Origin of the sequence: Microbispora bryophytorum (genome assembly GCF_006874465.1) — a bacterium.
In the GTDB taxonomy this organism is placed as follows: domain Bacteria; phylum Actinomycetota; class Actinomycetes; order Streptosporangiales; family Streptosporangiaceae; genus Microbispora; species Microbispora bryophytorum.
In genome coordinates this window covers 97,170-118,412 of record NZ_VIRL01000014.1, presented here as the reverse complement: position 1 = coordinate 118,412, position 21,243 = coordinate 97,170, and the positions used below count along the sequence as shown (strand labels likewise).

Sequence of the window (21,243 nt, the reverse complement as noted above, 5' to 3'; positions counted from 1 at the left end):
ACCTGGTTGGTGCTTCAGGTGAGGCGGGGGGCCGTCAAGCTGTCAGTGCGGCAGGAAACCGTCGCGGAAGACGGGAAGCTTCTCCCCCGCCTCGACGGGCACGTCCAGCCGGTTCCGCGGCGGCGGCAGCGGACAGTTGTAGAAGGGCGAGAAGGCGCACGGCGGCGCGAAGGCGCGGTTGAAGTCCAGGACGACGCGGCCGCCGGGCTCGGGCTCCACCGTCAGGAACCGCCCGCCGCCGTACGTCGCCGAACCGTTGGTGCGGTCGCCCACGACCAGGAGCAGCGTTCCCTCGTCGTCGAAGGCGGCCAGGTTGTACGGCGTGCCGTCGAGCGTGAAGGTGATGTCGCCCGGGACGGCTCGGTCACGGGTGCCGCCGGCGTCCCGGAGGTGCTCGAAGGGCAGCAGCCGCTCGTCGGACACCGGCGTGAAGACGGCCTCGATCACCCACTCGGGGGCGAACGGGAAGGCGTCGATGGTCTCGAAGTGGCGGATGGCGGGCGCGTCCGCGTCCCACAGCCGGATGCCGTGCTCGGGCTCGCCGGTCGTGATGTGGGCCCGCTCGATCCGCGTCGCCGTTACGCGTGTTCCTGTGCTGCCGGGCGGCCGGCCGGCGAGGGCCTCCTCCAGGGACACCTCCTCGCCCGGAGCCGGCCACAGGGTCTCCACCAGAGCCAGGTTGCCCTGCGGAGCCCGTACGGAGGCCACCCGCTCAGCCCGCCACGCGTCCCACCCGGCGCGGGCGGCTTCGATCGTGGCTGCGGAGGCGCGTGAAGACATGGAGGTAACGCTCATTTCGGGAAGATCAGCACCATTGGTGATGTTTGAGCATTACCCTACATATTCGGTAGGATTATGACCAATTGATCACTTCACCGTGGCGCGCGGGTTCCTCTCCCACTCGACGAACTGGCCGCTCTCGCCGAGCAGCGCGGTCGCCAGCCACAGGAACACGCCGAAGTCGTCGACCACGCCGATGCCGAGGAGGAAGTCGGGGACCACGTCGATGGGCGACACGATGTACGCCACGGCCATGCCGAGCATGGCGATCTTCCCCTTGGTCAGGCCGGGGTAGTCGCCCTTGACCGCGGCGCGGAGCATCCGGGGCACCGCCCGCAGCCGGGCCCGCAATCCCGGCGAGCCGGCCTTGGAGACCTCGCGGTAGGCGCGCCAGGTGGCCGCCGCACGTCCTGCCTTCACCATGAGGACACCTCCAGGAACGCCTCTGCCCGCTTTGCCCTTTGGTTAACGTACGGCTGGTTAACGTACGGCGGTGCCCGGCCGGTTCCGTCAGGCGCCGGGCGCGAGCGCGCGTACGGTGTCGGCGAGCGGCAGATCACCACCCGGCAGCGGGGCGAGTACGGGCGTGTCCAGCCCGGCGGCCACGTACTCCCGCACCCGGGCCCGGCAGGTCTGCGCGTCGCCGTGCACGACAAGATCGTCCACCACCTCGTCGGGGATCGCCTTCAACGCGCCCTTGCGGTCTCCGGCCGCCCACGCCTCCTGCATGGGCCGCAGCGGCTCTCCCCGGCCCAGCCACTCGTGGAACGCCGCGTACACCGGCACGGTGAGGTAGGCGGCCAGCAGCCTGCGGCCGATCTCGCGCGCCTTCGCCGCGTCCTCGGTCATCACGACGAAGAGGCGCGCGGTCAGCTCGGTCTGCGGTCCCAGCTCGGCCCGCACCTTCCGCACGTCCCCCGGCGACAGCCAGTTGGTGATGGCGCCGTCGGCCTCGCGGGCGGCCAGGCGGAGCATCCCGGGCCGCAGCGCGGCGAGCACGATTTTCGGCGGTGTCGCGGGGGCCTTCTCCAGCCGGAAGCCCTTCACGGCGAAGGTCTCGTAGCTCTCGGTGACCTTCTCCCCGGCCAGCGCCGCGCGCAGGAACCGCAGGGTGTCGCGGACCCGCGCGTACGGCTTGTCGAACTCGCCGGCGTTCCAGTTGCCCACGATCACCGGGGACGACGCGCCGATGCCCAGCACGAACCTGCCGGGGGCGAGGTCGGCCAGCGTGGCCGCCGACATGGCCAGCAGGGCCGGGCCGCGGGTGTAGACGGGGACGATCGCGGTGCCCAGGCGCAGGGACGGCGCCCACTCGGCCGCCAGCGCCAGCGGGACGAACCCGTCGGTGCCGCCCACCTCGGCCGACCAGGCGTCGGTGTAGCCCAGCGCGGGCAACTCGGCGACGAGCTCCTTCGACTCGACCGGCGTCTGCCCGAAGAACGGAATCGTCATGCCCCAGCGGTCCACGGCCACCCCTTCCAAGTTCTCGGACCCCGACCATACCAACCGGACGGTATGGATTCGCGGTCACGCCCGAAGTTCGTGGACCACCTCGATGACCTCCCTGGCCACGCCCTTGATGCCGGGCAGGTGCGACAGGCCGACCAGCCGGTCGACGAGCGGGACGACCCGGTCGATCAGCCGGTAGGTGCGCGCGCAGCCGGGCGAGCTGTCATGGACCCAGAACAACACGACACCCATCCACAGCAGCCACAGCAGCTCGGGAAGCTCCTCGCGCAGCTCCTCGTCCATGCGCCCGGCAGATCCCTCGACCACCTCCCGATAGAGCGCGATGGCCGACTCGCGGGCGGGCGCCGACTCGGCGCTGAACGGGCTCAGGGGGTTGCTGGGCTCCGCCGCGTGCTTGAAGAACTTCACCGCGAACTCGTGGTAGGGCTCGGAGATCCGCACCCATTCCCGCAGCACACCCCCCAGACGCCCGGCGAACGACCGCTCGGCGGCGAACACCTCATGGCAGGCCGCCTCGTGCGTCTCCTGCGCCCGGTCGTAGTACGCCTGGATCAGCTGCTCTTTGGACCTGAAGTAGTAGTAGGCGTTGCCCACCGACACGCCCGCCTCCGCGGCGATGGCACGCATCGTGGTCGCCTCGTACCCCCGATCCCTGAACAACCGGAGGGCCGTCTCGACGATCTGCTCCCGTGTACTCTCGGCCACGATCGTCACTGTACGGCTCGGGCCCGCGTCCGGTCATGAACCGACAAGATGATCCACGGGTCGTGGCAAACCGCCTCGTGGCAGCGGGCGACCGGCCCCCGCGTGTGGCATTGAAGACCTCAGCCCCCGTCGTCGAGTGAGGAAACGAGGCACGTGGACGTCCGCCCGTCATGCCGGGGGCTGGCCGGCATCGGCACCGCCGTACTGATCTCCCTGCCCATGCAGCATGTCAGGGACCCCGCCCCGCCGCCGTCCTCGCCGTCCCCGCCGCCCGCGGCGGATCCCGGCGCCGAGGTGAGGGGCGCCGAGGTGAGGGGGGAGGTCTCCCTGCCGCCGCTGCTGGCCGGCACGTTCACCGCCACGGTGAAGACCTGGGACACCACGGCGGCAAGCGAGCGGATCGGCCACGCGCGGGCGGCCGGACTGCTGCTGGACGCCGGGGTGCGCTGGAAGTCCACCGGAGACTGCGCCGACCGCCGCCGTCCCTACTGCACGTCGCTGGAGGCCATCCGGTACGGCACGCTGATGCGCACCATCGACCTGCGGCGGGGCAGCGGCTGCCCGGTGACGGTCACCGGCGGCACCGAGACCGGGCACGCGGACGGCCGCTACAGCCATGGCGAGGGCTACAAGGTGGACCTCGCGCACAACCGGTGCCTCGACGCGTACGTCACCCGGACCTACCGCTACTGGCGCAGACGCGGGGACGGCGCGGCGCTGTACCACGCCGCGCCGTCCGACGTGAGGGCCGACGTGTGGGCGGACGAGCCCACCCACTGGGACGTGCTGTTCAGGTGACCCCTACACGAACCCCTACGCGAAACCCCTACACGAACCCCTACGCGAACTCGGTGGCGACCAGCGCGGCGATCTCGGCGGTGTTGAGCGCGGCGCCCTTGCGCAGGTTGTCGCCGCACACGAACAGGTCGAGCGTGTTCGGGAAGTCGAGCGCCTGGCGGATCCGGCCGACGTAGGTCGGGTCGGTGCCCACGACGTCCGCCGGCGTGGGGAACACGCCGTTCGCGGGGTCGTCGAGCACCACGACGGTCGGCGCGGCGTCCAGGACCGCCCGGGCGCCCTCGACCGTGACCTCCCGCTCGAACGTCGCGTGGACGGCCAGCGAGTGGGTGGTCACCACCGGGACGCGGACGCAGGTCGCCGAGACCTTCAGGTCGGGGATGCCGAGAATCTTGCGCGACTCGTTGCGGACCTTCAGCTCCTCCGACGTCCAGCCGCCGTCCTTGAGCGAGCCCGCCATCGGCACCACGTTGAGCACCAGCGGAGCCGGGAACGGCGAGTCGGCCAGGTCCGGCACCGCCTTGCGCACGTCACCCGCCACGGTGCCCATCGTCCGGTCGCCGGCGACGGCCTCGATCTCGGCGTACAGCCGCTCGGGGCCGGCCACCCCGGCGCCGGACACCGCCTGGTAGGAGGCGACGATCAGCTCGCGCAGGCCCCACTCGCGGTGCAGGGCGCCCATCGCGGCCATCATCGACAGCGTGGTGCAGTTGGGGTTCGAGATGATCCCCTTGGGCCGGTTGCGGGCCTGCTCCGGGTTGCACTCGGGCACCACGAGCGGCACGTCCGGGTCCATCCGGAAGGCGCCGGAGTTGTCCACGGCCACCGCGCCGCGCGAGGCGGCGATCGGCGCCCACTCGGCGGAGACCTCGTCCGGCACGTCGAACATCGCGATGTCGACGCCGTCGAACGCCTCCGGCGACAGCGCCTGGACGACGACGTCCTCCCCGCGCACGCTCAGCACCTTGCCCGCCGAGCGCGGCGAGGCGATCAGCCGGATCTCGCCGTACGCGTCGGAAAGGTCGGTGCGGGTGGTCAGGATGTCGAGCATGACGGTGCCGACGGCACCGGTCGCGCCGACGACGGCGAGGGTGGGCTTGCGGCTCATCGTCCGGTACCTCCGTAAACGACGGCCTCGACCTGGTCGGCGTCGAGGTCGAACGCGCGGTGGGCGGCGGCCACCGCGGTGTCCACCTCGTTCTGCCCCACGACGACGGAGATGCGGATCTCCGAGGTCGAGATCATCTCGATGTTCACCCCGGCGTCGGCCAGCGCGCCGAAGAACTTGGCGGTGACACCCGGGTGCGAGCGCATGCCCGCGCCGATCAGGGAGACCTTTCCGATCTGGTCGTCGTACAGCAGCGACTCGAAGGCGACCTGGTTCTGGATCTTCTTCAGCGCCGTGAGGGCCGTCTGGCTGTCGTTGGCCGGGAGCGTGAAGGAGATGTCGGTGCGCCCGGTCGCCGCGGCCGACACGTTCTGCACGATCATGTCGATGTTGATCTCCGCGTCCGCCAGCGTGCGGAAGATGGCGGCGGCCTCGCCGACCTTGTCGGGCACCCCGACCACAGTGATCTTGGCCTCGCTCCGGTCGTGCGCGACCCCGGAGATGATGGGCTGCTCCACTTCGGTTCCTTCGCTGTAGGGGTCGGAGACGACCCAGGTGCCTTCCTTCGTGCTGAACGAGCTTCTGACGTGGATGGGCAGGTTGAACCTGCGGGCGTACTCCACGCAGCGCAGGTGCAGGATCTTCGCCCCGCACGCCGCCATCTCCATGGCCTCCTCGTAGGAGATCCGCGGGATCTGCTGCGCGTTGCGGACGATCCGGGGATCGGCGGTGTAGATGCCGTCCACGTCGGTGTAGATCTCGCAGACGTCCGCGCCCAGCGCCGCCGCGAGCGCGACGGCCGTGGTGTCCGAACCACCCCGGCCCAGCGTCGTGATGTCCTTGCTGTCCTGCGAGACGCCCTGGAACCCGGCCACGATCGCGATCTGGCCGGAGACGACGGCCTCCTGGATGCGGCCGGGCGTCACGTCGATGATGCGCGCCTTGCCGTGCGTCGAGTCGGTGATGACGCCGGCCTGCGAGCCGGTGAAGCTGCGCGCCTCGTGACCGAGGTTGGCGATCGCCATCGCGAGCAGCGCCATCGAGATCCGCTCACCCGAGGTCAGCAGCATGTCGAGCTCGCGGCCGGGCGGCAGCGGCGACACCTGCTGGGCCAGGTCGAGCAGCTCGTCGGTGGTGTCGCCCATCGCGGAGACCACCACCACGACGTCGTTGCCCGCTTTTTTCGTCGCGACGATCCGCTGGGCGACCCGCTTGATGCAGGACGCGTCGGCTACGGAGGAACCACCGTACTTCTGCACAACGAGCGCCACTGGAATCTCCAACGAATCAGGACGTGGAGCTCACAGTGTACTTGGACGTCCTAAACCGAGACCGGCACCGACCAGCATATGGACGCCCCGCCGTCCGATCAGACCGCGGTGCCCTCTTCGACCACGTCGAGCCGGGTGTGCGCGACCAGCGCCTGCAGCGCCCGCAGCGCCGCACCCGCGTGGTTGCCCCACGTGTTGAAGTAGGAGTACTGCCACCACCACAGCGCCTCCAGCGGACGGCCCGCCTGGTAGTGGCGCAGCCCGTGGATGAGGTCGGCCGCCACCGCCGTGAGGTCGTCCGACAGCCGGTAGGGGGTGACCACGGTGTCCTTGTAGGGGTCGAACACCTCGGCGTAGTCGTCCACCGGGCCGAGGCGGGCGGCGAGAGCCGTACGGAGGGGGTCGATGTCGGGGTCCTCGCTCAGCGCGGGCTCGACGTTGCCCTGCAGGATCACGTCCTGGGCGGCCCCGAGCTGGGTGCCCGCGAGGCTGACCTGGGCCACCTCCACCAGGAGCAGCGGCAGCGTCGCGTCGCCGCCCTCACCGCCGGCCAGGCGGGTGAGGCCGTCGATGAAGTTCTGCGCGTGTCCGGCGACACGTGCGGCCAGGTCGTTCCACTCGTCAGACATCCAGCAGCCTCCGTCCTTCGAAAGCGCGGCCCAAAGTGACCTCGTCGGCGTACTCGAGATCACCGCCCACAGGCAGACCGCTGGCCAGTCGGGTCACTTTCAATTCCAGGGGCTTGACGAGCCTGGCCAGGTAGGTGGCCGTCGCCTCGCCCTCGAGGTTCGGGTCGGTCGCGAGGATCAGCTCGGTCACCTGGCCGTCGGCCAGCCTGGTCATCAGCTCGCGGATCTTCAGGTCGTCCGGGCCGATGCCGTCGATCGGGCTGATCGCCCCGCCGAGCACGTGGTAGCGACCGCGGAACTCACGGGTCCGCTCGATCGCCACCACGTCCTTCGACTCCTCGACCACGCAGATGACGTGCGGATCACGCCGCTGGTCCCGGCAGATCCGGCACTGGTCCTCTTCGGCCACGTTTCCGCAGACGCGGCAGAAGCGCACCTTCTCCTTCACTTCGAGCAGCGCGTGCGCGAGCCGCTTGACGTCGGCCGGGTCGGCCGCGAGGAGATGGAACGCGATCCGCTGCGCGCTCTTGGGACCGACGCCGGGCAGCAGCCCGAGCTCGTCGATCAGGTTCTGGACGACCCCTTCGTACATGCTCTAGAACCCCGGCAGCTGGCCGCCGAGGCCGCCCCCGAGTCCCTGCGCGAGCGGGCCCAGTTTCTCCTGCTGGAGCTCCCCTGCGGCGCGTACGGCGTCCCGCACGGCGGCGAGCACGAGGTCCGCGATCGTCTGCGCGGTCTCCTCCGGGTCGCTCGCGTCGATGGCCAGCGGGCTGATCTCGAGCTCGAGAAGCTCGCCGCTGCCGTTCACGGTGGCGACGACCATGCCGCCTCCGGCGCTGCCCTCGACTTCGGCGTCGCTGAGCTCCTGCTGCGCGGTGACGAGCTGCTGCTGCATCAGCTGAGCCTGCTCCAGCAACTGCTGGAGGTTGACATCCCCTGGATTCACGATGGTTGCGCTCCTCAGCGTCCAGCGACATGTTCGTCGCGACGAGCCTACGGCGTCCGCCCCGGTTTCCGCACCGGAGCGGCATGCGTGTTCCGCGCCGGTCGCGGGCGGACGGACACCGGTTACCCCACCAGTCTCCGTCCATGCGGCGGCAGTCCCTCGGGCGGGGAAGGCACTCAGGAGTGATCGATCTCCTCGATGACGCGGCCGCCCAGCTCACGCTGGATCAGCGCCATGCCGGACAGCTCGCTGACGTCCTCGTCGTCGTCGTTGAGCGGGTCCACGTCGTCGTCCGGGCGGGAGGCCCCGCCCTTACGGCCGGGCACCGTCTCCGGCCACGCCTGCCGGGAGTTCGTCTGGGCGGCGGCCCGCGCCGCCGATCTCGCCGCGGCCAGGCCGGGGCTCGGCGCGGATCGCGGTGACGGGGCGTCGTCCTCGTCGGACGGCGCGTCGGGCCACGACTCGTCGGTCGTCCCGCCGGACGACGTGCCCGACGACGGGGGCGCGGCCTGGGGCGCGGCCGGCACGGGCGTGGCCCCCGTGGGCGGCATGGCCGCAGGAGCCGGCGTGGCGGGCTCGGCCGGTGGAGCCGTGGGCGCGGGAGGCGGTGCCGGCGTAGGCGCCGGTGTGGGTGTCGGCGGACCGGACGGCCCGCGGGTGGTGGGGCCCGCCGGGCCTGGACCCGAGCCGCCGACGACGACATCGACGCGCCAGGTGCCGCCGAGCACGTCGCCGAGCGCGGCGGCCACCACCTCGTCACGCTTGCCCTTGAGGAAGCCCTGCACGTCGCCCGGCTTCTCGAAGCCGACGGTCACGACGTTGCCCTCGACGCCGAGCAGCCTGCCCTGGGCGTTGAGGATCATCCAGGCCACCCGCTGGCGGCCCTTGATCGCTTCGAGCACCCGCGGCCAGGCCTGCTGGACCGGTCCCCCGCCGGCGGCGGGAGCCTGGGCCTGCTGCGCCTGCGGAGGCGACGGAGGCGGCGGAGGCGGCGGAGGCGATGCCCCGGAGCCGGGCCGTACGGGGGTGGGCCAGTCGTCGGCGCTCCGCTCGGCCGCCGGGGCGACCTGAACCTGCGGAGCCGGAGCCGGAGCCGCAACCGGAGCCGCAGCGGGAGTCACAGCCGCAGCCGTAGCGGCGGGCGCGGGGTGGGGAACGGCGGGGGCGTGCGGCGCGGCGGCGTGGGTCCCGGCCGCGACGCCGCGCTCCAGCCGTTCGAGCCGGGTCAGCAGCCCGGCCTCGCCCTGGTCGGCCCCGGGCAGCAGCACGCGAGCGCACATCAGCTCCAGCAGCAGGCGAGGAGAGGTCGCGCCGCGCATCTCGGTCAGCCCCGCGTTGAAGACCTCGGCCGCCCGGGTCAGCTCGGCCGGCCCCATCGACGCCGCCTGCGCCTGCAGACGCTCCAGTTCGTCGGCCGGCCGGTCGAGCAGGCCGCTGCCCGCGGCCTCGGGAACGTTGGACAGAATCACCAGGTCGCGGAAGCGTTCGAGCAGGTCCGTCGCGAAGCGCCGCGGGTCGTGACCGCCCTCGATCACCCGGTGCACGGCCTGGAACACGGCCGCGCCGTCCCGCTTGGCGAACGCGTCGACCACCTCGTCCAGCAGGTCGCCGTCGGTGTAGCCGAGCAGGGACACCGCCCGCTGGTAGGTGATGCCGGACTCGTCGGCTCCCGCCAGAAGCTGGTCGAGGATCGACAGCGTGTCCCGGGCCGATCCGGCGCCCGCCCGTACGACGAGCGGTAACGCCGCCGGCTCGTACGGCACGGACTCGGAGCCGAGGATCTCCTCCATGAGCCGGCGCAGGGTCGCGGGCGGCATCAGCCGGAAGGGGTAGTGGTGGGTGCGGGACTTGATCGTCCCGATGACCTTCTCCGGCTCGGTGGTGGCGAAGATGAACTTGAGGTGCGGCGGTGGCTCCTCCACCAGCTTCAGCAGCGCGTTGAAGCCCTCACGGGTGACCATGTGGGCCTCGTCGATGATGTAGATCTTGTAGCGCGCCGAGACGGGGGCGAAGAAGGCCCGCTCACGCAGATCGCGGGCGTCGTCCACGCCGCCGTGCGACGCCGCGTCGATCTCGATGACGTCGAGGTGTCCCGGCCCGGTGGGAGCCAGCGCGACGCAGGACTCGCACTCTCCGCAGGGGTCGGGCGTCGGGCCCTTCGCGCAGTTGAGGGACCGGGCGAGGATGCGGGCGCTGGAGGTCTTGCCGCAGCCGCGCGGGCCGCTGAAGAGATAGGCGTGGTTGATGCGGCCGCTGCGCAACGCCTGGCGCAGTGGGTCGGTGACGTGCTCCTGCCCCTTGACCTCGGCGAACGTCCCGGGCCTGTACTTGCGGTACAGCGCAAGACTCATGCCGCCTCCTCGGAGGGTCGACCCGGCCGGCGTACCCGCTAACTGAGAGACCCCTCGCACACCCGCCAGAGCCCGCTTATCCTTGCTGCCTTCCGGCCCTGGGGAGGTTCACAGGATGACGCCGCGCGAGGGGTCCGCTGCACAGTCTAGCCACTCGACGGGTGTGCGCGGGCCGTCGAGACAACAGTCGAACCACACCGGAAAGTGGGCTAAGCTGTCCGACGGAGGATTCGCCTAGTTGGCCTAGGGCGCACGCTTGGAAAGCGTGTTGGGGGCAACCCCTCAGGAGTTCGAATCTCCTATCCTCCGCGCTTGGTTGAGCAGCAAGAACGCGAAAGGCCCGGTCCATCCAACCGGGCCTTTCGCGCGTTCTGGGGTCACCGGCCGGTCGTGGCCGGCGAGTGTGTCACCAGGGCACCGGCCCGGCGTCGTCGAAGAATCCACCGGTCGGGCCGTCGTCGGGCAGGGTCGCGAGCCGGATCGCGATCGCCGCGCCCTGTTCGGGCGTACGGACCCCGCGGAAGCCGTTGAGGTCGGTCGCGCAGAAGCCGGGGCAGCCGGCGTTGATCAAAATGTTCGTGTCACGCAGCTCCTTGGCGTACTGCACGGTGACGGCGTTGAGGAACGTCTTCGACGGCGCGTACGCAGCGGAGATCGGGCCCGTTTCGGCGCCGGGAGTGGTCTGGCGGGTGAGAGAACCCACGGTGCTGGACATGTTCACGATCCGCGGCGACGCCGAGCGGCGCAGCAACGGCAGCATCGCGTTGGTGACGCGGATGACGCCGATCACGTTGGTCTCCACGGCCGCCCGCATCGTGGCGGGGTCCACCGTGGTGGGCGTCTGCGGCATGCCGCCGGTGATCCCGGCGTTGTTCACGAGCACGTCGAGGCGGCCCGCACGCTCCTCGATCAGCCCGGCGGCGGCGGCCACGCTCGCGTCGTCCGTCACGTCGAGCGGCACGCCGAACGCGTCGACGCCCGCCGCGCGCAGCTTCTCCACCGCGCCCTCCCGGCGCCCTTCGTCCCGGACGCCGACGCCGACGCTCCAGCCGAGGGCGCCCAGGCCGGCCGCGATCTCATACCCGATCCCCTTGTTCGCACCGGTGACCAGCGCGATCATTCCTTCGCTCATGGGTCTCATCCTGTCCGCGCCCACTGCGGAACCTCCAACACCGTTTGGGTGGGCATCGATACCTCCCGGATATCGATCGCCCGCTTCCGGCGATACCGTGGCGACATGGAGACGCGTGAGCTGCGGTATTTCGTCGCCGTCGCCGAGGAACTGCACTTCGGGCGGGCCGCGCAGCGGCTCGGGATGGCTCAGCCGCCGCTGTCGCGGGCGATCGGGCAGCTCGAACGGCGGCTCGGGGTGACCCTGCTGGACCGCACGAGCCGCAGCGTCACGCTGACCGAGGCCGGGTCGGTGCTGCTGCGCGAGGGCAGGGCGGCCCTCGACGCGGTCGAGGCCGCCGAGCGCCGCACCCGCCGCGCCGCCCTCGCCGCGACCGGCCGGCCCGGCCTGGTCCTCGTCACGAAGGCCGGGGCCTCAGGCGAGCTGCTGCCGAAGCTGCTCGACGCGTACGCCGCCGAGCCGGGCGCGGCCGCCGTCGACGTGCTCCTGTGCGGGATCGGCGAGCAGGAGCGGCTGCTGCGCGACGGCCGGGCCGACGTGGGTCTGCTGCACCGGCCGTTCGACTCGACGGCCGGGTTCGACTTCGAGGAGTTGTGCACGGAGGGGCAGGTCGTGGTGCTGCCCGCGGCGCACCCCCTCGCCGACCGGGCCCACCTGCGGATGGCCGACGTCACCGCGCTGTCCGGCCTGCCCATGCCGCGCTGGCCCCGCGTCGACGGCACCTACCCGGACGGCCCCGGTCCGGAGGTCCGGGACCACGCGCAGCTTCTGCAGCTGATCGCGCTCGGCCGGGCCTCGGCGGTCCTGCCGGAGTCGTCCCGGGCTCAGCTGCGCCGCGACCTCGCCGCCGTGCCGGTGCTGGACGCTCCGGCGGTGACGACGGTGATCGCATGGCCGCCGCAGAGCCGGTCGCAGGCCGTCGCCGGGCTGGTCCGGGCCGCGACCCGCCTCTAGGTTGGGGCACATGAAACAGATCGACTTCCCGGCGATCGCGAAGGCCGGGAACCTCGACGTCCGGTGGATCCACGGCTCGGAGTCGGCCAAGCACAACACCGACCCCGACATCCAGGTGCACCGATATGACGAGCACACGTTCGTCCTACGCCAGAACAAGGCGATCAACTACGAGGCGCCGTTCATGTTCCTGATGTTCGGGAACACCCGGGCCCTCTTGCTCGACACCGGCGCGACGGCGTCACCCGCCCACTTCCCGCTGCGCCGGACGGTGGACGAGATCGTGGACGGTTGGCTGGCCGACCACCCCCGCGACGGCTACGGGCTCCTCGTCACCCACACGCACGGTCACGGCGACCACATCGCGGGGGACGGCCAGTTCCGCGACCGCCCGGACACAGTCGTCGTCGACCCCGCCGTGGAGCACGTGCGCGAGTTCTTCGGGCTCGGCGACGATGCCGACGTTCCCGGGAGCGTCGACCTGGGCGGCCGCGTCCTCGACGTGCTGGCGAGCCCCGGGCATCACAGCTCGGCGGTGACGTTCTACGACCCGCCCACCGGCCTGCTCCTGACCGGCGACACCGTGTACCCGGGGCGGCTGTACGTCGCGGACCGGCCGGCGTTCGAGCAGACCATCGACCGCTTGGTGACGTTCGCCGAGTCCCGGCCCGTCACCCACGTTCTCGGTTGCCACATCGAGATGACCGGCGTGCCGGGCGAGGATTACCCGATCCGCACCACCTATCAGCCGGACGAGCCGCCGCTCCAGATGACGGTCGAGCACCTGCGGCAGATCCGCGACGCGATGGCGGAGATCGGAGGCCGGCCCGGCGTCCACGTCTATCCCGACTTCATCGTCTACATCTAAGGTCGCGTCAGATCCAGCTGCGCAGCAGCATGCGGCTCAGCCAGGCGTCGTACGGCACCGGCACGGCGGTGAGCACGGGCGCCAGCCACCAGAAGTTCACCAGCGCGAGCAGCGTGAACGCGCCCACCACCGCCGCCCCCGTGGAGCGCCGCGCGGCCGGCGTGCCCGGCGGCCCGAGGACGAGCCCGCACGCCAGCACGATCGCGAGGACCATGAACGGCACCGCCGGGAGCGCGTAGAACAGATACATCGTGCGGTCGTCGGCCAGCGCGAAGTAGAACCACGGCAGCCATGCCACCGCGTAGGCGAGCAGGACGGCGCCCGCCCGCCAGTCGCGGGTCCTCGCGTACCAGACCACCATCGCGAGCAGCGCGAGCAGCCCGCCGTACCAGATCACCGGGGTGCCGGTCCCGAGGATCTCCTGCGAGCAGGCGGGCGCGCCGCACGTGCCGCGGGACGACCGGTAGAAGAACGCGACCGGCCGCAGCAGCAGCGGCCAGGTCCACGGGTCCGACTGGGAATCGTGGTGCGTGCTCAGCCCCTGGTGGAAGCCGAACACCTGGCGCTGGTAGTCCACCAGCGAGCGAAGCGAGTCGAAGACGAAGTAGGCCCAGCCGTTCGAGGTCGCGCGGTCCCAGTTGCGGCCCCACCCGCCGGCCGAGGCGAACCATCCGGCGAACGACGCGACGTACACCACGGCCGGGACGGCGCCGAGCCAGGCGAGGCCCAGCGGCAGGTCGAGACGGGCCGCCTGCCGGTACGGCCGGCGCAGGCCGATGGCGCGCCTGGCCCCGCAGTCCCAGATGAGCGTCATGATCGCGAACGCCACCACGAACAGCACGCCGGTCCACTTGGTCGCCGTCGCCGCGCCCAGGCACAGCCCGGCCGCCAGCCGCCAGCGCCGCAGGCCGAGCCGGGGAGCGGGCCCGTGCAGGGCGGAGGTGCGATACCACTCCGTCAGGCGGGTGCGGGCCGCGTCGCGGTCGGCGGCCAGGCAGGCGAAGCCCGCGAGCACCCAGAACGCGAGGAAGACGTCGAGCAGCGCGGAGCGCGACAGCACGAGGTGCAGACCGTCCAGGGCCAGCAGCAGACCCGCGAGGCAGCCGAGGAGGGTCGAGCGGGTCATCCGGCGGGCGGTCCGCGCCAGGACCAGCACGCTGAGCATGCCCGCGAGCGCGGCGGCGCACCGCCACCCGAAGGGCGTGGTGCCGAACAGCCACTCTCCCGCGCCGATCAGCCATTTGCCGAGCGGGGGATGGGCGACGTAGGCGCCGCACTCCTGGAGCGTCCCGCACGCCTTGAACACGTCCGTGCCGCCGCGTGCGAACACCTGGTCGGCGCCGTCGGCGAACTGCCGCTCGACGCCGAACCTGATCAGCGAGTAGGCGTCCTTGGCGTAGTAGACCTCGTCGAAGACGAGCGCGTGCGGGACGTCGAGACGGTAGAACCGGAGGAACCCCCCGAGAGCGGCCACGACCAGCGGGCCGAGCCACCCCCGTCCGCCCGGCATCGGCGGCACCAGCCGGGGTAAGGCGGTCAGAGGCACGCGGCGATCCTAACCCGGCAAAACGCGAAGATCAGGGCAAGACGGATCCGGCATGGCGCGCACCAGGCATGATCACCGCTACCCGGGGCAGTGGCCCCTTGCCAGCAACCGGCAAGCACCGGCACGCAGCCGGCAACGCCATCGGGAGCGTCGCAGATGGATTTCGATGACCGAGCGCAACTCGACACCTCGCAGGTCGAGGACGTCGGCGGTGGAGGCGGGTTCCGCGGCGGAGGTCTGGCCATCGGCGGCGGAGCCGCCGGCATCATCGCCCTCATCGTGGCCCTGATCTTCGGCATCAACCCCGGCGACATCACGGGCGGCGGCGACGAGCCCGCCGGCCTGCAGCCGAGCAGCGACCTGAGCGCGCAGTGCAAGACCGGCGCCGACGCCGACCAGTCCGACAAGTGCCGGGTCGTGGGCGTCGTCAACAGCATCCAGAAGTACTGGAGCGAGCAGGTCGACGGATACACCGGCGCGAAGACCACACTGTTCTCCGGCGGGGTGCAGACCGGTTGCGGCGCCGCGGACTCCTCCGTCGGCCCCTTCTACTGCCCCAATGACAAGCACGTCTACCTGGACCTGTCGTTCTTCGACGAGCTGCAGTCGCGGTTCGGGGCCAAGGGCGGCCCGTTCGCCCAGGCGTACGTGATCGCCCACGAGTACGGCCACCACGCGCAGGACCTGCTCGGCACCATGAACCGCGTCGGCCAGGACCAGGGCGCGCAGAGCGGGTCGGTGCGGCTCGAACTCCAGGCCGACTGCTACGCGGGCGTGTGGGCCAAGAACGCGGTGGACACCGGCTTCTACGCCAAGCCGTTCACCGACGCCGACATCCAGGAGGCGCTCGACGCCGCCGCGGCGGTCGGCGACGACCACATCCAGGAGCAGGCCCAGGGCAGGGTCAACCCGGACGCGTTCACCCACGGCACCTCCGCACAGCGGCAGAAGTGGTTCACGAACGGCTACTCCTCGGGCGACCCGGCACGCTGCGACACCTTCTCCGGGAGCGTCTGAGACCCTCGGCAGGGCCTCGGGCGCGAAGCTTTGCGTCGTCTCCTAAACTACATACCGTGATCTTTAAGTTGGTCGGTGACGGACGGCCCTATCCCGAGCACGGACTGTCGTCCCGCGAGTGGGCGCAGATTCCGCCCCGGCAGGTCCGGCTCGACACGCTGACCACCACGAAGGCGGTGCTGGACCTGCACTCGTTGCTGGCCAAGGACTCGACGTTCTACGGCGACCTGTTCCCGCACGTGGTGCAGTGGAAGGGCGAGCTGTACCTGGAGGACGGCCTGCACCGCGCCCTGCGCGCCGCCCTCCACCAGCGCTCGGTGCTGCACGCCCGCGTGCTGGAGCTGCAGGACTAGACGCGGACCGGACGCGCTCCGGGAGAGATCCTCGCGCCGCTCGCCGCCCGGGCCGGACTGACCGGCATCCGGGTGGCCGCGGGCGAATGCGCTCCGCCCGGCCGTGCCTGGGCCGGCGCCCCCCATGCTTGGGGGAAAAAGCAAAAGAGCCGCTGACCTGTTCACGCAGGTCCGCGGCTCTTTTCGGTGGCGGTGGAGGTGGGATTTGAACCCACGGTAGGTTGCCCTACACACGCTTTCGAGGCGTGCGCCCTCGGCCACTAGGCGACTCCACCGCGCAGCAGCTTACCGGACGAACACCACTGCGCGTACATCCGTTTCCGCCCGCCCGCCGAGTCAGGCGCGGCGGCCCGAGAAGAACTCGGTCAGCACGGCCGCGCACTCGTCGGCCAGCACGCCCATGACCACCTCGGGCCGGTGGTTGAGCCTGCGGTCCCGCAGGACGTCCCACAGCGACCCGGCGGCCCCTGCCTTCTCGTCCACCGCGCCGTACACGACCCGGTCCACCCGGGCGAGGACCGCGGCGCCCGCGCACATCGTGCACGGTTCCAGCGTGACGACGAGCGTGCAGCCCGTCAGCCGCCAGTCACCGACGCGCGCCGCCGCCGCGCGCAGGGCGAGCACCTCGGCGTGGGCCGTGGGGTCGGCGCTCGCCTCGCGGTCGTTGCCCGCAGCCGCCAGCACCCCTCCCGGCCCCGACACTCCGGATCCGGGTGGGCCGAGCACGACGGCGCCGACCGGCACCTCACCGCGCCCGCCCGCCCGTACGGCCTCCGCCAGCGCCAGCCGCATGGCGGCCTCGTACGTGTCCGGCGGTGAGCCGGTCATCGCAGGCGGTCGAGCTCGTCGGCGAAGCCGAGCCGTTCGGCGATGAGGGAGAGGATGTCCGCGGGCAGCACACCCTCCTCCATGCTGAGCTCCACGAGCTCCTCGGCGCTCAGCGAGAAGTCGCCGAGCAGCTCCAGCTCGCCGACCGGACGGATGCCGAGGTCGGGCGCGTCCTTGTCCACCACGACGCCGGCCAGCTCGGCGAAGATCTCGCCCAGGGGGTCGTTCTGCACGGCGTGCGCGTCGGAGATGAACACGCGGGGGTCGAGGTCGTCCTCGTAGCGGATGATCGCGAACCACTCGTCCTCGACCTCGACGCACAGCAGCGCGAGCTCGTCGCCGCTGAGCCCGAGGGCCTCCTGCAGGGCGTCGCTCAGGTCGTCGGCGATCTCGGCCTCACCGAGATCGACCTCCGCGCCGGCCCAGCGGCCGTCGATGCGCGCGAAACCGGCGGAGAAAAGGTTGGATCTGGAGGGCATTGCCGTCTCCCCAGGTCAGCCGATGGCGGCGTCGACGGCGCGTTCGAACGGCTGGGAGAAACCCAGCCGCGCGGCGATGCTGGACAGGACCTCGTCGGGCAGCAGATCGAGGTCGCCGGACAGCGCGCCCAGCTCCATCTCGTCGAGCCCGAGGTCGGCGAAGATGGACAGGTCCCCGGCGGGAAGCACGCTGTCGAGCTCTTCCTCCTCGGGCACGGGCACGTCGAGGTAATCGAGGACCTGCTGCGCCAGCGGCCACTCCCAGGCGGCCGTGATGTCCGAGAGGAAGACGTCCACCTGCTCGCCGAAGACCCGTAACGCCACGAAGAAGTCATCCCCTACGGCGACCATGCCAATCGTGGTTCCCATGCTGGGGGTCTGGCGGAGGGCGTGAATGAGCCCGTCCAGGTCGGAGGTCAGCGCCATCGGGAGCATCTCCGCTTCCCAGCGGTCCTCCTCGCGATAGACGACGATGGCGAAGTCAAGAGTGTCCACGTCTGTCATCGTCTTCCCCACCGCACGGTCTTCACGCAGGCAATCGTCGCAGAATCGGAGTCGTACCGTACGGTGCTCGCTCCAAATCGTGATCAAAGACTCAGCCGGCGTCGAGCGTTTGCCCAGGAGACGGTAACTTCTCTTCCCATGGAGACCCTCGTCGTCGACCACCCGCTCGTCGCCCACAAGCTCACCACTCTCCGCGACGTGCGGACCGACTCGCCGACGTTCCGCCGCCTGGCCGACGAGCTGGTCACGCTGCTCGCCTACGAGGCCACCAGGGACGTCCGGGTCACCGACGTGACGGTCGACACGCCGCTCACCCCCGCCCACGGCGTACGGCTGGCGCGCCCCGTGCCGCTGGTGGTGCCGATCCTGCGCGCGGGGCTGGGGATGCTCGACGGGATGACCCGGCTCCTGCCGACCGCCGAGGTGGGCTTCCTCGGGATGATCCGCGACGAGTCCACGCTCAAGGCCCAGACCTACGCCACGCGGCTGCCGGAGGACCTGTCCGGCCGCCAGTGCTACGTGCTCGACCCGATGCTCGCGACGGGCGGGACCCTCGCCGCGGCGATCAACTTCCTGTTCGACCGCGGCGCCCGGGACGTCACCGCCATCTGCCTGCTGGCCGCGCCCGAGGGCATCGCGTACCTGGACGAGGCGTTCCGCGGCGGCGACCGGCCGATCCGGGTGGTGACGGCCGCCCTCGACGAACGGCTGAACGAGAACGGCTACATCGTGCCCGGCCTGGGGGACGCCGGCGACCGCCTGTACGGCGTCGTCTGATCTCCCTGCCGTCCGGCGATCGTCATCCGGGGCCCGAGTTCCCGGCGGTCCGATTCCCGGAGGTCTGATTTCCCTTCCTTTCCGCGTGGTCCGTCCGCATCTCACCTCTGGTTACACTACGCACCCAGTAGGGTACGCAGTGTGATGACGACGTCACCTCGCGCTCTCGCGAGCGGCGCGCCACCAGGGAGAGCGATGATCCAGCATCCGGCCGACGAGCACTGCGAACAGCTCGAGGCCCTGCTCAAGGACGAGTTCGCGGGGGTGCATCCTCCCGCGACGGTGACCCGATGCGTTCAGGCCGCCCACCACGGCGCCATCGAGGTCACGGGACACGCGCACCCCGCACTGGTCGAGCGCATCGCCCGCAAGCATCTGCGAGTCCTCGCGACCGCCGCGGCGGAGCGGGGCTGACGGCCGTCACGATCAAGAAAAACCCGTTGGCGGTTAGCCGCTTTACCAAACGGGGCGTCTGGGTAATGTATTGGTCATGGGAGTGGTGACGGCGGTGCAGGCGAAGAAAGTCATCAAATGGACGCTCATCGTGTCGGCAGGCTTCTACCTGCTGACGAGACCGACTGATGCGGCCCACACGGTCCACGGGGCCTTCACTGGAATCGTCAGCGCGGCCGACTCGATGGCGCAGTTCTTCGCCACCCTGACATGAGACTTGTGACCCACGGGGACTCGGCCCCGTCGTCGGTCAACCGTTACCTCCTCCCCCACGAACACCAAGTCATCATGGTCCGGCGCCACCCCGCCGTCCTGCTGCGCCCGATCGCCGAGATCTTCGGCGGGCTCGTTCTCGCCGGAATCCTCAGCAAGTTCCTGAGCGACAACGGCGCCGGCCAGGCCCTCGCCATCGTCTGGTGGGCCTGGCTCCTCCTGCTGGTTCGATTCGTCTGGAAAGTCGCGGAGTGGTCGGTCGACTACTTCGTCGTCACCTCCCAGCGCATGCTTCTCACCACGGGCCTCATCACGCGCAAGGTCGCGATGATGCCCCTGAGCAAGGTCACCGACATGAGCTTCCAACGCTCGCTCCTCGGCCGCATGCTCGGCTACGGCGAGTTCGTCATGGAGTCGGCCGGCCAGGATCAGGCCCTGCGTACGGTTCCCCACATCCCCTACCCGGAGACCTTGTACCTCGAGGTCTGCCAGATGATCTTCCCCAGCAAGGACGGGGACGACGACTGACCGGCGGTCCCCCGTCCGATATCTCGACACCGTGATCGAACCTTCACCGTCGTGATTCTTGACGGAGGGTTACACGATTCGGCCGCTTCGTGCCATTATGGCGACACTATTGACCCTTCCCCCGCCCTGAGAGACCAGATGCCGAGTCAGGGAACCATCGGCGACCGCGTCCGCGGATTGCGGTTGAGCAGGCGCATGTCACAGGCCCAGTTGGCCGGACCCGACCTGTCCGACAGTTACGTCTCACTGATTGAGTCCGGAAAGCGGACGCCTACCCCGGTCGTCGCCCGGTTGCTCGCCGAGCGGCTCGGATGCACCACCGAGTTCCTGCTGCACGGGATAGAACCGCGGCAGCGCATCGACACCGAGCTCGGCCTGCGACATGCCGAGCTCGAGCTTTATCACGGCGATCCCGTCGTGGCGGCCGACCGCTTCGGCGAGATCGTCAAGGCGGCGGGCGAGGACAACGCCATGCTGGCCGCCCACGCACGCCTCGGTGTGGCGCGGGCGCTGGAGGCCCAGGGCCGCGTCGGCCGGGCCGTCGAGGCGTACGAGCGGCTGCGCCGCGAGGCCTCCGCGCATCCCGAGCGCCTCGCCGACCTGCCGCTGACGGTCGCGCTGTGCCGCTGTTACCAGCGGGCCGGCGACCGGCTGCGGGCGCGGGACCTCGGCGCGCACGCGCTCGGCCAGATCGACCGCCTCGGCGTGATCGAGGGCGAGCTGGCCGTCGAGCTGGCGCTCGCGCTGGTGGAGGCCGAGACCGGCCTGCCGTACGTCGAGCGGGTGCTGTCGGCCGCGGGCCCGGCACGCGCGAACGACCGCAGCGCGGAGATTCTCGCACTGTGGCAGGCGAGCGTGACGGCGGCCGAAGGCGAGGACTCGGCGCTGGCCGTGCAGCTCGCCGAGGACGCCCTCGCGGCGGGTCGTCCGACCCGGATCGTCCTGCGCCGCGCCCGCATGGCGATGCACTGGGCTCGCATCACCGCGGCAGATCCCGAAGGCGCGGATTTGGACCGAGCCAACGAGCTCGCGCAGTTCGCGGCGGACGTCTTCGCGGGGTTCCCGGCCGAACGGCAGGAGCACGCACGGAGCCTCACAGTGCTGAGTTTCGTACGGTTCCGGACCGGAGACGCGGAATCCGCAGCCGAACTCGCCGATCGGGCACTGGATCTATTGGACGGCGCCAACGGGACCACCGCGGCGACGGCGAACCTGGTTCTTGCCGAGATCGCGTTGGCACGGTCCGGGGATCCGGCTGTCGCGCTCAACCGGGCGCACGACCTGCTGGACGGCGAGGCGCCCGACCGGGAGACAGCCCGGGCCTGGCGCATGCTCGGTGACCTGTGGGGCCAGGCCGGTGCCTTCGACCGGCAGTCAGGGGCATATCGTAGAGCCCTGGAAGCGGTCGGAATCCGCGTGAACATACCGGGCTCCATGACCACGACGGTGCTCGCTCGATAGCCTCCTGGGGCTCCGGACTTGTTCTGGAGGCTCTGGAATAATGAGGGTCTACCACTCATTCCATCATCGGAT

At 70.8% G+C, this 21,243-nt stretch carries 25 protein-coding genes, 2 tRNA genes and 1 other RNA gene; 11 read left to right on the top strand and 17 right to left on the bottom strand.

The features are described 5' to 3' along the window. Nucleotides 1-42: 42 nt before the first annotated feature. The 4 genes from FLX07_RS23765 to FLX07_RS23750 all read right to left on the bottom strand — a co-directional run bounded on the left by FLX07_RS23765 (nt 43) and on the right by FLX07_RS23750 (nt 2,955). Nucleotides 43-780: a DUF1684 domain-containing protein gene (locus tag FLX07_RS23765; RefSeq protein ID WP_208762353.1), complete on the bottom strand. Its 738-nt coding sequence runs from the start codon at nt 778-780 to the stop codon at nt 43-45. Between the two features lie 87 nt (nt 781-867). Further along, entirely contained in the window at nt 868-1,203 is a 336-nt protein-coding gene (locus tag FLX07_RS23760; protein ID WP_142573491.1) for a YkvA family protein, read from the bottom strand. A gap of 87 nt (nt 1,204-1,290) precedes the next feature. Next, on the bottom strand, nt 1,291-2,247 hold the full coding sequence (locus FLX07_RS23755) for an LLM class F420-dependent oxidoreductase (protein WP_142573490.1): 957 nt from the start codon (nt 2,245-2,247) through the stop codon (nt 1,291-1,293). A gap of 60 nt (nt 2,248-2,307) precedes the next feature. Beyond that, nucleotides 2,308-2,955: a TetR/AcrR family transcriptional regulator gene (locus FLX07_RS23750; protein ID WP_229689485.1), complete on the bottom strand. Its 648-nt coding sequence runs from the start codon at nt 2,953-2,955 to the stop codon at nt 2,308-2,310. Between the two features lie 153 nt (nt 2,956-3,108). Here FLX07_RS23750 and FLX07_RS23745 point away from each other — a divergent pair, with 153 nt between their 5' ends. Further along, nucleotides 3,109-3,753, top strand: coding sequence for a hypothetical protein (locus FLX07_RS23745; protein WP_142573486.1), 645 nt, complete (start codon nt 3,109-3,111; stop codon nt 3,751-3,753). 40 nt (nt 3,754-3,793) lie between these two features. On the opposite strand, the gene FLX07_RS23740 is transcribed toward FLX07_RS23745, so the two are convergent. The 7 genes from FLX07_RS23740 to ffs all read right to left on the bottom strand — a co-directional run bounded on the left by FLX07_RS23740 (nt 3,794) and on the right by ffs (nt 10,196). Then, nucleotides 3,794-4,861, bottom strand: a complete 1,068-nt coding sequence (locus FLX07_RS23740) for an aspartate-semialdehyde dehydrogenase (protein ID WP_142573484.1) — start codon at nt 4,859-4,861, stop codon at nt 3,794-3,796. Continuing rightward, complete coding sequence (locus FLX07_RS23735; protein ID WP_142573482.1) at nt 4,858-6,132, bottom strand: aspartate kinase; 1,275 nt, start codon at nt 6,130-6,132, stop codon at nt 4,858-4,860. The genes FLX07_RS23740 and FLX07_RS23735 overlap by 4 nt, the downstream gene beginning before the upstream one ends. Nucleotides 6,133-6,230: 98 nt before the next feature. Then, entirely contained in the window at nt 6,231-6,761 is a 531-nt protein-coding gene (locus FLX07_RS23730; RefSeq protein WP_142573480.1) for a DUF5063 domain-containing protein, read from the bottom strand. Then, nucleotides 6,754-7,353 (bottom strand): recombination mediator RecR, encoded by a 600-nt coding sequence (gene recR / locus FLX07_RS23725; protein WP_142573477.1) that lies wholly within the window; start codon nt 7,351-7,353, stop codon nt 6,754-6,756. Before recR ends, FLX07_RS23730 begins: the two co-directional genes overlap by 8 nt. Nucleotides 7,354-7,356: 3 nt before the next feature. Beyond that, a complete protein-coding gene (locus FLX07_RS23720) occupies nt 7,357-7,707 on the bottom strand; it encodes a YbaB/EbfC family nucleoid-associated protein (protein ID WP_142573475.1) in 351 nt (116 codons plus the stop codon). A gap of 176 nt (nt 7,708-7,883) precedes the next feature. Further along, nucleotides 7,884-10,058 (bottom strand): DNA polymerase III subunit gamma and tau, encoded by a 2,175-nt coding sequence (locus tag FLX07_RS23715; RefSeq protein ID WP_142573473.1) that lies wholly within the window; start codon nt 10,056-10,058, stop codon nt 7,884-7,886. Nucleotides 10,059-10,100: 42 nt separating this feature from the next. After that, nucleotides 10,101-10,196: signal recognition particle sRNA small type (gene ffs, locus FLX07_RS23710), an RNA gene on the bottom strand. 85 nt (nt 10,197-10,281) lie between these two features. Between ffs and FLX07_RS23705 the strand changes: the two genes are divergently transcribed. Continuing rightward, a tRNA-Ser gene (locus FLX07_RS23705) sits at nt 10,282-10,367 on the top strand. Nucleotides 10,368-10,464: 97 nt separating this feature from the next. On the opposite strand, the gene FLX07_RS23700 is transcribed toward FLX07_RS23705, so the two are convergent. Then, nucleotides 10,465-11,190: an SDR family oxidoreductase gene (locus FLX07_RS23700; RefSeq protein WP_142573471.1), complete on the bottom strand. Its 726-nt coding sequence runs from the start codon at nt 11,188-11,190 to the stop codon at nt 10,465-10,467. Between the two features lie 105 nt (nt 11,191-11,295). Between FLX07_RS23700 and FLX07_RS23695 the strand changes: the two genes are divergently transcribed. Both FLX07_RS23695 and FLX07_RS23690 read left to right on the top strand, forming a co-directional pair. Then, nucleotides 11,296-12,144, top strand: a complete 849-nt coding sequence (locus FLX07_RS23695) for a LysR family transcriptional regulator (protein ID WP_142573469.1) — start codon at nt 11,296-11,298, stop codon at nt 12,142-12,144. A 10-nt stretch (nt 12,145-12,154) separates the two neighbouring features. Next, complete coding sequence (locus FLX07_RS23690; protein WP_142573467.1) at nt 12,155-13,012, top strand: MBL fold metallo-hydrolase; 858 nt, start codon at nt 12,155-12,157, stop codon at nt 13,010-13,012. A gap of 7 nt (nt 13,013-13,019) precedes the next feature. Here FLX07_RS23690 and FLX07_RS23685 read toward each other — a convergent pair whose 3' ends face one another. Further along, on the bottom strand, nt 13,020-14,558 hold the full coding sequence (locus FLX07_RS23685) for a dolichyl-phosphate-mannose--protein mannosyltransferase (RefSeq protein WP_229689484.1): 1,539 nt from the start codon (nt 14,556-14,558) through the stop codon (nt 13,020-13,022). Between the two features lie 156 nt (nt 14,559-14,714). Between FLX07_RS23685 and ypfJ the strand changes: the two genes are divergently transcribed. Together ypfJ and FLX07_RS23675 are read left to right on the top strand one after the other, a co-directional pair. Beyond that, a complete protein-coding gene (gene ypfJ, locus FLX07_RS23680; protein ID WP_142573465.1) occupies nt 14,715-15,575 on the top strand; it encodes a KPN_02809 family neutral zinc metallopeptidase in 861 nt (286 codons plus the stop codon). Nucleotides 15,576-15,631: 56 nt separating this feature from the next. Then, complete coding sequence (locus tag FLX07_RS23675; protein WP_142573463.1) at nt 15,632-15,928, top strand: type II toxin-antitoxin system VapB family antitoxin; 297 nt, start codon at nt 15,632-15,634, stop codon at nt 15,926-15,928. Between the two features lie 187 nt (nt 15,929-16,115). Here FLX07_RS23675 and FLX07_RS23670 read toward each other — a convergent pair. The 4 genes from FLX07_RS23670 to FLX07_RS23655 all read right to left on the bottom strand — a co-directional run bounded on the left by FLX07_RS23670 (nt 16,116) and on the right by FLX07_RS23655 (nt 17,739). Beyond that, a tRNA-Ser gene (locus tag FLX07_RS23670) sits at nt 16,116-16,203 on the bottom strand. Nucleotides 16,204-16,264: 61 nt separating this feature from the next. Then, the gene (gene tadA, locus FLX07_RS23665; RefSeq protein ID WP_223853716.1) at nt 16,265-16,756 is read right to left on the bottom strand and encodes a tRNA adenosine(34) deaminase TadA; all 492 of its coding nucleotides are present in this window, start codon (nt 16,754-16,756) and stop codon (nt 16,265-16,267) included. Then, nucleotides 16,753-17,235 (bottom strand): tRNA adenosine deaminase-associated protein, encoded by a 483-nt coding sequence (locus FLX07_RS23660; protein WP_142573461.1) that lies wholly within the window; start codon nt 17,233-17,235, stop codon nt 16,753-16,755. The genes tadA and FLX07_RS23660 overlap by 4 nt, the downstream gene beginning before the upstream one ends. 15 nt (nt 17,236-17,250) lie before the next feature. Continuing rightward, a complete protein-coding gene (locus FLX07_RS23655; RefSeq protein WP_142573460.1) occupies nt 17,251-17,739 on the bottom strand; it encodes a tRNA adenosine deaminase-associated protein in 489 nt (162 codons plus the stop codon). Nucleotides 17,740-17,877: 138 nt separating this feature from the next. Between FLX07_RS23655 and upp the strand changes: the two genes are divergently transcribed. The 5 genes from upp (at nt 17,878) to FLX07_RS23635 (ending at nt 21,171) form a co-directional block, all read left to right on the top strand. Next, nucleotides 17,878-18,516 carry a uracil phosphoribosyltransferase gene (gene upp, locus FLX07_RS23650; protein WP_142573457.1) on the top strand — a complete coding sequence of 213 codons (639 nt, stop codon included), beginning with the start codon at nt 17,878-17,880 and terminating at the stop codon, nt 18,514-18,516. Between the two features lie 195 nt (nt 18,517-18,711). After that, entirely contained in the window at nt 18,712-18,930 is a 219-nt protein-coding gene (locus FLX07_RS23645) for a hypothetical protein (protein WP_142573455.1), read from the top strand. Between the two features lie 76 nt (nt 18,931-19,006). Then, nucleotides 19,007-19,183 carry a hypothetical protein gene (locus tag FLX07_RS36605; RefSeq protein WP_167748364.1) on the top strand — a complete coding sequence of 59 codons (177 nt, stop codon included), beginning with the start codon at nt 19,007-19,009 and terminating at the stop codon, nt 19,181-19,183. Beyond that, nucleotides 19,180-19,710 carry a PH domain-containing protein gene (locus FLX07_RS23640; RefSeq protein WP_142573453.1) on the top strand — a complete coding sequence of 177 codons (531 nt, stop codon included), beginning with the start codon at nt 19,180-19,182 and terminating at the stop codon, nt 19,708-19,710. The genes FLX07_RS36605 and FLX07_RS23640 overlap by 4 nt, the downstream gene beginning before the upstream one ends. Nucleotides 19,711-19,848: 138 nt before the next feature. After that, on the top strand, nt 19,849-21,171 hold the full coding sequence (locus FLX07_RS23635; protein ID WP_142573451.1) for a helix-turn-helix domain-containing protein: 1,323 nt from the start codon (nt 19,849-19,851) through the stop codon (nt 21,169-21,171). Nucleotides 21,172-21,243 lie beyond the last annotated feature (72 nt).

Coding starts and splice junctions, on each gene's coding strand:
- FLX07_RS23765 (WP_208762353.1), bottom strand. CDS start 780: ATGTCTTCACGCGCCTCCGCAGCCACGATCGAAGCCGCCCGCGCCGGG.
- FLX07_RS23760 (WP_142573491.1), bottom strand. CDS start 1,203: ATGGTGAAGGCAGGACGTGCGGCGGCCACCTGGCGCGCCTACCGCGAG.
- FLX07_RS23740 (WP_142573484.1), bottom strand. CDS start 4,861: ATGAGCCGCAAGCCCACCCTCGCCGTCGTCGGCGCGACCGGTGCCGTC.
- FLX07_RS23730 (WP_142573480.1), bottom strand. CDS start 6,761: ATGTCTGACGAGTGGAACGACCTGGCCGCACGTGTCGCCGGACACGCG.
- recR (WP_142573477.1), bottom strand. CDS start 7,353: ATGTACGAAGGGGTCGTCCAGAACCTGATCGACGAGCTCGGGCTGCTG.
- FLX07_RS23715 (WP_142573473.1), bottom strand. CDS start 10,058: ATGAGTCTTGCGCTGTACCGCAAGTACAGGCCCGGGACGTTCGCCGAG.
- FLX07_RS23700 (WP_142573471.1), bottom strand. CDS start 11,190: ATGAGCGAAGGAATGATCGCGCTGGTCACCGGTGCGAACAAGGGGATC.
- FLX07_RS23695 (WP_142573469.1), top strand. CDS start 11,296: ATGGAGACGCGTGAGCTGCGGTATTTCGTCGCCGTCGCCGAGGAACTG.
- FLX07_RS23690 (WP_142573467.1), top strand. CDS start 12,155: ATGAAACAGATCGACTTCCCGGCGATCGCGAAGGCCGGGAACCTCGAC.
- ypfJ (WP_142573465.1), top strand. CDS start 14,715: ATGGATTTCGATGACCGAGCGCAACTCGACACCTCGCAGGTCGAGGAC.
- tadA (WP_223853716.1), bottom strand. CDS start 16,756: ATGACCGGCTCACCGCCGGACACGTACGAGGCCGCCATGCGGCTGGCG.
- FLX07_RS23660 (WP_142573461.1), bottom strand. CDS start 17,235: ATGCCCTCCAGATCCAACCTTTTCTCCGCCGGTTTCGCGCGCATCGAC.
- FLX07_RS23655 (WP_142573460.1), bottom strand. CDS start 17,739: ATGACAGACGTGGACACTCTTGACTTCGCCATCGTCGTCTATCGCGAG.
- upp (WP_142573457.1), top strand. CDS start 17,878: ATGGAGACCCTCGTCGTCGACCACCCGCTCGTCGCCCACAAGCTCACC.
- FLX07_RS23645 (WP_142573455.1), top strand. CDS start 18,712: ATGATCCAGCATCCGGCCGACGAGCACTGCGAACAGCTCGAGGCCCTG.
- FLX07_RS36605 (WP_167748364.1), top strand. CDS start 19,007: ATGGGAGTGGTGACGGCGGTGCAGGCGAAGAAAGTCATCAAATGGACG.
- FLX07_RS23640 (WP_142573453.1), top strand. CDS start 19,180: ATGAGACTTGTGACCCACGGGGACTCGGCCCCGTCGTCGGTCAACCGT.
- FLX07_RS23635 (WP_142573451.1), top strand. CDS start 19,849: ATGCCGAGTCAGGGAACCATCGGCGACCGCGTCCGCGGATTGCGGTTG.